The 8,931-nt window shown below is 73.7% G+C and carries 9 protein-coding genes; 7 read left to right on the top strand and 2 right to left on the bottom strand.

The features are described from left to right. Window positions 1-121: 121 nt before the first annotated feature. Complete coding sequence (locus DKL51_RS05455) at window positions 122-328, bottom strand: hypothetical protein (RefSeq protein WP_109943963.1); 207 nt, start codon at window positions 326-328, stop codon at window positions 122-124. 80 nt (window positions 329-408) lie between these two features. Further along, entirely contained in the window at window positions 409-1,404 is a 996-nt protein-coding gene (gene mgrA, locus DKL51_RS05460; RefSeq protein WP_109943964.1) for an L-glyceraldehyde 3-phosphate reductase, read from the bottom strand. Between the two features lie 103 nt (window positions 1,405-1,507). On the opposite strand from mgrA, the gene DKL51_RS05465 reads away from it, so the two are divergent. The 7 genes from DKL51_RS05465 to DKL51_RS05495 all read left to right on the top strand — a co-directional run. Then, on the top strand, window positions 1,508-2,476 hold the full coding sequence (locus DKL51_RS05465) for an aldo/keto reductase (RefSeq protein ID WP_109943965.1): 969 nt from the start codon (window positions 1,508-1,510) through the stop codon (window positions 2,474-2,476). A gap of 5 nt (window positions 2,477-2,481) precedes the next feature. Next, window positions 2,482-2,979, top strand: a complete 498-nt coding sequence (locus DKL51_RS05470) for a hemerythrin domain-containing protein (RefSeq protein WP_109943970.1) — start codon at window positions 2,482-2,484, stop codon at window positions 2,977-2,979. 64 nt (window positions 2,980-3,043) lie between these two features. Further along, a complete protein-coding gene (locus tag DKL51_RS05475) occupies window positions 3,044-4,297 on the top strand; it encodes a sensor histidine kinase (protein WP_109943966.1) in 1,254 nt (417 codons plus the stop codon). Beyond that, the gene (locus DKL51_RS05480) at window positions 4,294-4,944 is read left to right on the top strand and encodes a response regulator (protein ID WP_109943967.1); all 651 of its coding nucleotides are present in this window, start codon (window positions 4,294-4,296) and stop codon (window positions 4,942-4,944) included. The genes DKL51_RS05475 and DKL51_RS05480 overlap by 4 nt, the downstream gene beginning before the upstream one ends. A 49-nt stretch (window positions 4,945-4,993) precedes the next feature. Then, on the top strand, window positions 4,994-6,445 hold the full coding sequence (locus tag DKL51_RS05485; RefSeq protein ID WP_109943968.1) for a sigma 54-interacting transcriptional regulator: 1,452 nt from the start codon (window positions 4,994-4,996) through the stop codon (window positions 6,443-6,445). A gap of 2 nt (window positions 6,446-6,447) precedes the next feature. Then, window positions 6,448-8,400 carry a VWA domain-containing protein gene (locus DKL51_RS05490; protein WP_109943969.1) on the top strand — a complete coding sequence of 651 codons (1,953 nt, stop codon included), beginning with the start codon at window positions 6,448-6,450 and terminating at the stop codon, window positions 8,398-8,400. A gap of 88 nt (window positions 8,401-8,488) precedes the next feature. Then, window positions 8,489-8,931, top strand: a 443-nt coding sequence (locus DKL51_RS05495; RefSeq protein ID WP_124811796.1) for a hypothetical protein, incomplete at its 3' end; no start/stop codon positions are given.

Below are 8,931 nucleotides of genomic sequence, written 5' to 3' on the forward strand. Positions count from 1 at the left end.
CCGGTCTCGTGGGCTCGGAGATGTGTATAAGAGCCAGCGGTGGCTGCGTACCTCGCAGGGCCGGCCGGCCGGCCCTGCGAGGTACGCAGCCACCGCGCCGGCCGCCGCCGGGTCTGGTGACTCAGTCCCCCGAGTAGCCCCAGAAGTGCAGCTCGGTCGGGTTGCCCGCGGCGTCGTGCAGGACCGCACAGCGACCGGTCCACCGGCAGTAGTCGCCGACCGCCCAGTAGTACCGGCCCTCGGCGAACACCCGCTCGCGCAGCTCGTGCAGCGCCGCGTTCAGGTCGGGCTGGTAGGGGACCGTGTAGCTCCAGCCGGAGGCGCCCATCGAGCCTGCCCTTCGTGGTCGGACCGCGCCGCCGCGGCCGTATGGCGACGGACCATATCGGCGCGGTCCGACAGCGAAGGTCAGCCCAGGGTGAGAGCAGTGTCGATCTCGCGCAGCTCCTCGGCGGTGAAGTCGAGGTTGGCCAGCGCGGCGACGTTCCCCTCCAACTGGGCGACGCTGCTCGCGCCGATGATCAGGCTGGTCATCCGCGGGTCGCGCAGCGCCCAGGCCAGCGCCATCTGGGCCAGCGACTGGCCGCGCCGCTCGGCGATCGCCCCGAGCGCCCGGATCGTCGCCATCGTCTCCTCGCTGAGGTCGCTCTCGTTGAGAAAGACGCTGGTCCGCACCCGGGAGTCCGCCGGGATGCCGCCGAGGTACCGGTCGGTGAGCAGCCCCTGCGCCAGCGGGCTGTACGCGATGCAGCCGGCGCCTACCTCCGCCAGCGTGTCCAGCAGGCCGTCCCGCTCGGTCCAGCGGTTGAGCATCGAGTACGACGGCTGGTTGATCAGCAGCGGCGTACCCAGGTCCCGGAGGATCGCGGCGGCCCGGGCGGTCTGCTCGGAGTTGTAGTTGGAGATGCCCACGTAGAGCGCCCGGCCGGAGCGGACGATGGCGTCGAGCGCGCCCATCGTCTCCTCCAGCGGGGTGTCCGGGTCGAACCGGTGGGAGTAGAAGATGTCGACGTAGTCCAGCCCCATCCGGCGCAGCGACTGGTCCAGCGAGGAGATCAGGTACTTGCGCGAGCCCCACTCGCCGTACGGGCCGGGCCACATGAGATAGCCGGCCTTGCTGGAGATGACCAGCTCGTCCCGGTACGGCTTGAGGTCGGTGGCGAGCAGCCGGCCGAAGTTCTCCTCCGCCGAGCCGGGCGGCGGGCCGTAGTTGTTCGCCAGGTCGAAGTGGGTGATCCCGAGGTCGAAGGCGCGGCGGACGATGTCCCGCTGCCGTTCGACGGGCCGGTCCGGCCCGAAGTTGTGCCAGAGCCCGAGCGAGATGGCGGGCAGCCGCAGCCCGCTGCGTCCGCTGCGCCGGTAGGTCATCGAGTCGTAGCGCTCATCGGCGGCAAGGTAGGTCACGGATCATGAGCCTAGTCCGGCCCGGACCTGCGGCACCCGGCGCACTTGTGCCGGGCCGCCGGAACGGGCGTGCCGGCTCGCCGCCGCGGGTAGCTTCGAGGCCATGCGCTTCGTCCCGCTCGACACCCCCAAGCCCATTTCGAAGATCGGCCTCGGCACCTGGCAGTTCGGCTCGAAGGAGTGGGGCTACGGCCCCGACTACGAGCACCGGGCGGCGGACATCGTCCGGCGCGCGCTCGACCTGGGCGTCACCCTCTTCGACACCGCCGAGATCTACGGCTTCGGCCGCAGCGAACGGATCCTCGGCGAGGCGCTCGGCGAAGACCGGGCCAAGGTCGTGGTGGCCAGCAAGGTCTTCCCGGTGCTGCCGATCGCGCCGGTCGTGCAGCAGCGGGCGGTCGCCTCCGCCGCCCGGCTCGGCGTCACCAGCATCGACCTCTACCAGGTGCACCAGCCCAACCCGGTGGTCGCCGACACCACCACCATGCGCGGCATGCGTGCCCTCCAGGACGTCGGGCTGGTCGGCGAGGTCGGGGTCAGCAACTACAACCTGCGCCGCTGGCGGTTCGCCGAGGCCGCGCTGGGCCGCCGGGTGCTGAGCAACCAGGTCCGGTACAGCATGATCGACCGCGGCCCCGAGGAGGACCTGATCCCGTACGCGGAGCAGGCGGGGCGGATCGTCATCGCGTACAGCCCGCTGGCGCAGGGCTTCCTCTCCGGCCGGTACGACGCGAAGAACCCGCCCAGCGGGGCGGTCCGCCGGGCCAACCCGTACTTCCTGCCGGAGAACCTGGAACGCGGCGCCCAACTCATCGAGGCGCTGCGCGGGGTCGCCGACGCGCACGACGCCACCCCCAGCCAGATCGCCCTGGCCTACCTGCTGCGGCAGCCGAACGTGGTGGCCATCCCCGGCGCGTCCAGCGTGGAGCAGATGGAACGCAACGCGGCCGCCGCGGAGATCGACCTCACCGATGACGAGTACGCCGCCCTGGCCGCCGCCGCCCGGCAGTTCCGGCCGGTCACCGGCCTGGCTGCGCTGCCCAAGCTGATCCGCGCCCGTACCGGAAAGTGAGCACCATGGACGACATCACCGCGCTGATCCTCGACGACCACGCCGCCTTCCGACGCGGCTTCGCCCGGCTCGACGACGCCCGCGACGACGACGAGCGGCTGGCCGTGTGGGACGCGCTCGCCCTGCACCTGGACATCCACGCCGAGGCGGAGGAGGCCATCCTCTACCCGCATCTCGTCCGGCACGGCGACGAGGGCGAGGAGGAGACCGAGGACGCCATCGGCGACCACAACAAGATCCGCGACGCGATCGCCGAGTCGAAGCGGCACCCGGTCGGGTCCGAGGAGTGGTGGGCGGCGGTCTGGCAGGCCCGCCGGGAGAACAGCGAGCACCTGGCCGAGGAGGAGGACGAGGCGCTGCCGGACTTCCGGCGGCACGCCAGCGTCGAGCTGCGGGCGGAGCTGGGGGCGCGCTGGCTGAGGTTCTACGGCGAGCACAAGAACGGCCGCAACCTGCCCTTCCGGGACAAGGACCCGGAGCAGTACGTCGAAGAGCACCGCTGACCGCGAGGCGATCTCCCCATCGCGGGGGAGTCGGCAGGGCACCTGCCGACGGGAGAATGACCGGGTGACGGTCGGCGGGGTGCTGGGGCCCCTGGTGCGGGGGAGCACCTGGCGGCGCGGGGTGTTCCTGCTGCTCGGCGGGGTGCTGGCGCTGCCGTACGCGCTGATTGCCGCGGCGTTCGCCCAGTTGCTGACCAACGACGACATGCCCCTGCCCCTGGTGGGGGCGCTGCTGCTGGTCGCGGCGGTGCTCGCAGCCGTCCCCGTCTTCCTTGCCGGCAGCCGGGCGTTGGAGATCGCCGCCGCCCGGGCGCTGCTTGCGGTGGACCTGCCGGAGCCGCCGCCCGGCTACCGGCTCGACCGCGAGACCCGGCTGCGCTCGGCGCTCTGGATCGCGCTGCACCTGGTCACCGGCGGGCTGGTGCTGTTCGCCGCGATCAGCGCGTTCCCGATGGCGCTGGTCTTCATCGCCCAGCAGTTCGGCATCGACACCGGGCCGGCGACCGGCGACGCGTTCGGCCCGCTGACCGGGCGCGACCCGGGATGGCTGACGCTGACCGGGGTGGTGCTGCTGGTCGTCCTCGGCTACGCGGTGGCCGGGCTGGGGGCGCTCGCCGCCTCGATGGCGCCGGTGCTGCTCGGGCCGTCGCAGGGCGAGCGGATCGCCGCCCTGGAGGCCCGGGCCACCCGGCTCGCCGAGCGGAACCGGCTCGCCCGGGAACTGCACGACTCCGTCGGGCATGCGCTGACCGTGGCCACCCTCCAGGCCGGCGCCGCCCGGGAACTTCTCGACGCCGACCCCGAGTTCACCCGCCGGGCGCTCACCGCGATCGAGGAGACCAGCCGGCACGCGATGGACGACCTCGACCACGTGCTCGGGCTGCTCCGGGAAACCGACGGGGAGGCGTACCCGACCACGGAGACCGCGCCGCAGCGCACCCTCACCCAGCTCGACCGACTGGTCGCCGACACCCGCGCCGCCGGGTTGGCGGTGCAGTCGCGGGTCACCGGGGCGGTCGGGGAGCTGCCCGCGGCGGTGTCCCGGGAGGGGTACCGGATCGTGCAGGAGGGGCTCACCAACGCCGCCCGGCACGGCCGCGGCCCGGTGACCCTGCGGGTCGACGTACCGCCGGACGGTCTGGAGATCGAGCTGGTCAACGGCCTGCGGGGGGCGACCGGGCCGGCCCGCGGCGGACGCGGCCTGGACGGCATGCGGGAGCGGGTGCTGCTGCTCGGCGGGCGGATCACCGCCGGCCCGGACGGCGACCGGTGGCGGGTCCGGGTGCAGCTCCCGGTGCCCAGGAGGGAGAGCCGGTGAGCATCGACGTGCTGATCGTCGACGACGACGAGCTGATCCGGGTCGGGCTGCGCGCGATCATCGACGCCCAATCCGACCTGCGGGTGGTCGGTGAGGCCGCCGACGGCGCGGAGGTGCCGCCGCTGGTGGCGAAGCTGCGCCCCCGGGTGGTGCTGATGGACGTGCGGATGCCGGCGATCGACGGCATCCAGGCCACCCGGCGGCTGCTGGCCACCTCCGCCGACCCGCCCCGGATCCTGGTGATCACCACCTTCGCCAACGACGAGTACGTCTACGACGCGCTGCGCGCCGGGGCCAGCGGCTTCCTGCTCAAGCGGGCCCGCCCCACCGAGGTGGTGGAGGCGATCCGGGTGGTGGCGGCCGGCGAGTCGCTGCTCTTCCCGGCGGCGATCCGCCAGCTCGTCGGCGCGTACGGCGGGCGGGGCGGGGACGGGCTGCGCTCGGCGCGGCTGACCGAGCGGGAGGCCGAGGTGCTCCGGCTGATGGCCACCGGGCTCTCCAACACCGAGATCGCCGCGCAGCTCGTCGTCGGGGTGGAGACGGTGAAGACGCACGTCGGCAACGTGCTGGCCAAGCTCGGCGTCCGGGACCGCACCCAGGCGGTGATCGCCGCGTACGAATCGGGTTTCGTGACGCCGATGGGATGACCGGCCGGAAACGGGCGGATCGCCGTCGGACCGCGCTAGCGTTGCTCGGGTGACTGCGCCCAACCAGGTTTCCCCGGTCCCGCCCGCCGACCTGCCCGGCACGCTCGGCGAGCTGCGGACGTCCGGCCACCACTACCGCACGGTCAAGCAGGAGATCCGCGACAACCTCCTCGCCCGGATGCGCTCCGGCGAGGAACGCTTCCCCGGCATCGTCGGCTACGAGGACACGGTGCTGCCCGAGGTCGAGCGGGCCCTGCTCGCCGGCCACGACATGGTGCTGCTCGGCGAGCGTGGCCAGGGCAAGACCCGGCTGATCCGCTCCCTCGGCGCGCTGCTCGACGAGTGGACCCCGGTCATCCCCGGCTCGGTGCTCAACGAACACCCTATGCACCCGCTCACCCCGGCCTCCCGCGCGCTGGTCGCCGAGGCCGGCGACGAGCTGCCGATCGGCTGGCTGCACCGGTCGATGCGCTACGGGGAGAAGCTGGCCACCCCGGACACCAGCGTCGGCGATCTGATCGGTGACGTCGACCCGATCCGGATCGCCCAGGGGCGTACCCTCGGCGACCCGGAGACCATCCACTTCGGACTCGTGCCGCGTACCAACCGGGGTATCTTCGCCGTCAACGAGCTGCCCGACCTGGCCGAACGCATCCAGGTGGCGCTGCTCAACGTGCTGGAGGAGCGGGACATCCAGGTCCGCGGCTACCAGCTGCGGCTGCCGCTGGACCTGCTGCTGGTGGCCAGCGCCAACCCGGAGGACTACACCAACCGGGGCCGGATCATCACTCCGCTGAAGGACCGGTTCGGTGCGGAGATCCGCACCCACTACCCGGTCGACCTGGAGCTGGAGCTGGCGCTGATCCGGCAGGAGGCCGACCTGGTCGCCGACGTGCCGGAGCACGTGCTGGAGGTCCTCGCGCGGTTCGCCCGCGCGGTCCGCGAGTCGCCGTCGGTGGACCCGCGTTCCGGCGTCTCCGCCCGGTTCGCCATCGCCGCCGCCGAGACGGTCGCCGCCGCCGCGCTGCGCCGCGCCGGCCTGCTCGCAGGTTCCGCTCCCGACGGGGTACGGGCCGAGGCCGCCGTCGCCCGGGTCGGCGACGCGGTTTCCGTCACCTCCACCCTGCGCGGCAAGGTGGAGTTCGAGAGCGGCGAGGAGGGGCGGGAGATCGAGGTCCTGGCCCACCTGCTGCGGACCGCCACCGCCGAGACGTTCCGGGCCCGGCTGGCCGGACTGGACCTCTCCGGGTTCACCGGGCTGGTCGCCGAGGGCGCGGTGATCGAGACCGGAGAGCTCGTCTCCTCGGCCGAGCTGCTGCGCCAGGTCGGCACCGTACCGGGGCTGGCCAAGGCCCTCGACCGGCTCGGGCTGGGCGACGCGCCCACTCCGGAGGAGGCCGCCGCCGGCGTCGAGTTCGTCCTCGAAGGGCTGCACCTGACCCGCCGGCTCGGTAAGGACGTCACCGAATCCGGCCGTACCGTCTACGGCGGCCGGGGCTGACCATGGCCGGCAACCGGTTCCGGTACGGCCAGTGGCGTGGCGGGCCCGACCCGCTCGCCCCGCCGTACGACGTACGCGCCGCCGTGGACGCGGTCGGCGCGGAGGTGCTGGCCGGCGGCAGCCTGCGGGAGGCGCTGCGCGACCTGCTCCGGCGCGGGCCGCAGGGGCAGGGTGGCCTGGACGACCTGGCCGCGAGGGCCCGCCGGATGCGGCGCGAGGCGCTGCGCCGTGGCGACCTGGACGGGGCGGTGACCCGCGCCCGGGCGCTGCTCGACCAGGCCCTGGCCGCCGAGCGCGACGAACTGCGCGGGCGGGAGGACGACGACGCCCGCTTCGCCGAGGCGGTGCTGGACAACCTGCCCCGCTCCACCGCCCGGGCGGTCGAGGAGCTGTCCGGCTACGAGTGGGCCAGCGACGAGGCGCGCCAGACGTACCAGCAGATCCTCGACGGGCTGCGCGGCGAGGTGCTGGAGCAGCGCTTCGCCGGGCTGCGGGACGCGGCGCGGGCGGCCGGTGACCCGGAGGTCCAGCGGCAACTCGCCGACATGATGCGGGACCTCAACGACCTGCTCGCCCGGCACGCCCGCGCCGAGGACACCACCGACGCGTTCGCCGAGTTCATGCGCCGGCACGGCGAGTTCTTCCCGGAGCAGCCGAAGGACGTCGACGAGCTGGTCGACGTGCTGGCCCGGCGGGCGGCGGCCGGGGAACGGCTGATGCGCTCGCTGTCGGACCGGCAGCGCGAGGAGCTGGCCGGCCTGATGCGTCAGTCGCTCGGCGAGCAGCTGACCGGCGAGCTGTCGGCGCTCGACGCCCACCTGCGGTCGCTCCGCCCCGACCTCAACTGGCAGCGCGGCGAGCGGGTCCGCGGCGACCAGCCGCTCGGCTACGGCGAGGCGACCGGCGCCCTCGGCGAGATCGCCGAACTGGACGAGCTGCTCGACTCCCTCGACCAGGATCAACCCGGCGCCACCCTGGACGACGTGGACGTCGACGCGGTCGCCCGGACGCTGGGCCGGGACGCCGCCGACGACGTACGCCGGCTGCGGGACCTGGAGCGGGAGCTGCGCCGGCAGGGCTGGGTGAGCCGGGACGCGGACGGGTTGACCCTGAGCCCGAAGGCGCTGCGCCGGCTCGCCGGCACCGCCCTGCGTCGGGTCTTCGGCGACCTGACCGCCGGGCCGCGCGGCCAGCACGACCTGCGCTCGGCCGGCGCGGCCGGCGAGGTCAGCGGCGGATCCCGGCAGTGGGAGTACGGCGACGAGCAGCCCCTCGACGTGGTGCGCACCCTCACCCGCGCGGTACGCCGGACCGGCCCCACCGTCCCGGTGCAGCTCGCGGTCGAGGACTTCGAGGTGGTGGAGACCGAGCGGCGGGCCTCGGCGGCGGTGGCGCTCTGCGTCGACCTGTCGTACTCGATGATCTCGCAGGGGCGGTGGGGGCCGATGAAGCAGACGGCGCTCGCCCTGTCGCACCTGGTGGCGACCCGGTTCCCGCAGGACGCGCTGCAGATCATCGGCTTCGGCCGGGAGGCGATGCCGCTGACCCAGCAGGAGCTGGCGGCGGTCGAGCCGGACCTCCAGCAGGGCACCAACCTGCAGCACGCACTGCGGCTGGCCGGCCGGCACCTGCGCCGGCACCCGGGCGCCGAGCCGGTCGTGCTGGTGGTGACCGACGGCGAGCCGACCGCCCACCTGGACCCGGAGGACGGGGAGGCGCTCTTCTACTGGCCACCGCTGCCGGAGACGATCGAGGCCACGATCCGCGAGGTGGACAAGCTGACCCGGTACGGCGCCACGCTGAACCTGTTCATGCTGGGTGACGACCCCGGCCTGCGCCGCTTCGTCGATGCGGTGGCCCGCCGCTCCCAGGGCCGCATGTTCACGCCGGACGTGAACGACCTCGGCGAGTACGTGGTGAGCGACTATCTCCGGGTCCGCCGCGGCCGCCGCTGACCGCTCGTCCCGCCGGGAACGCCGCCCGTCCGGGTGATCCGGGTGCCGTCGCCATGATCAGCAGGGGTGGGCGGGGTTCACTGCCTGGGTGGAGAGGGCGCAGTTGCGGCAGGTCTACGACGAGGTGCTCGCCGAGGTGGACGCGGGCGGGTTCGGGCAGCCGGCCGAGGGTGAGCTGAGCGCGGAGCAGATCATCGCGCACCTGGCCGCCAACGACGAGCTGATGTGCGAGGCCACCGAGGCCGTGCTGGCCGGGTCGCCGTTCGCCTACTACGACCTGGAGACGATCCACCGGCCGCAGCTCGACGCGCTGGTCTCGGAGTGTGGCGGGCTGGACGGGCTGGCCACCCTGCTCCGGGCCACCAGCCAGAAGCTCTGCATTCTGGCCGACCGCCTCGGCCCCGCCGCCGAGACCCCGGTCGACACCGTCCTGCGCGAGGGCCCCGACCTGAACGTCGACGAGTCGCTGCCCTGGGGCCGCGCCCTCGACCTGCACGCCCGCGTCGCCAAGGACTGGCAGCGCGACCCGAA

Origin of the sequence: Micromonospora globispora (assembly GCF_003857015.1) — a bacterium.
Taxonomy (GTDB): domain Bacteria; phylum Actinomycetota; class Actinomycetes; order Mycobacteriales; family Micromonosporaceae; genus Micromonospora; species Micromonospora globispora.

What these genes read in the sequence shown, in the direction of transcription:
- DKL51_RS05465 (WP_109943965.1), top strand. Translation starts at nt 1,508, where the DNA reads ATGCGCTTCGTCCCGCTCGACACCCCCAAGCCCATTTCGAAGATCGGC.
- DKL51_RS05470 (WP_109943970.1), top strand. Translation starts at nt 2,482, where the DNA reads ATGGACGACATCACCGCGCTGATCCTCGACGACCACGCCGCCTTCCGA.
- DKL51_RS05455 (WP_109943963.1), bottom strand. Translation starts at nt 328, where the DNA reads ATGGGCGCCTCCGGCTGGAGCTACACGGTCCCCTACCAGCCCGACCTG.
- DKL51_RS05490 (WP_109943969.1), top strand. Translation starts at nt 6,448, where the DNA reads ATGGCCGGCAACCGGTTCCGGTACGGCCAGTGGCGTGGCGGGCCCGAC.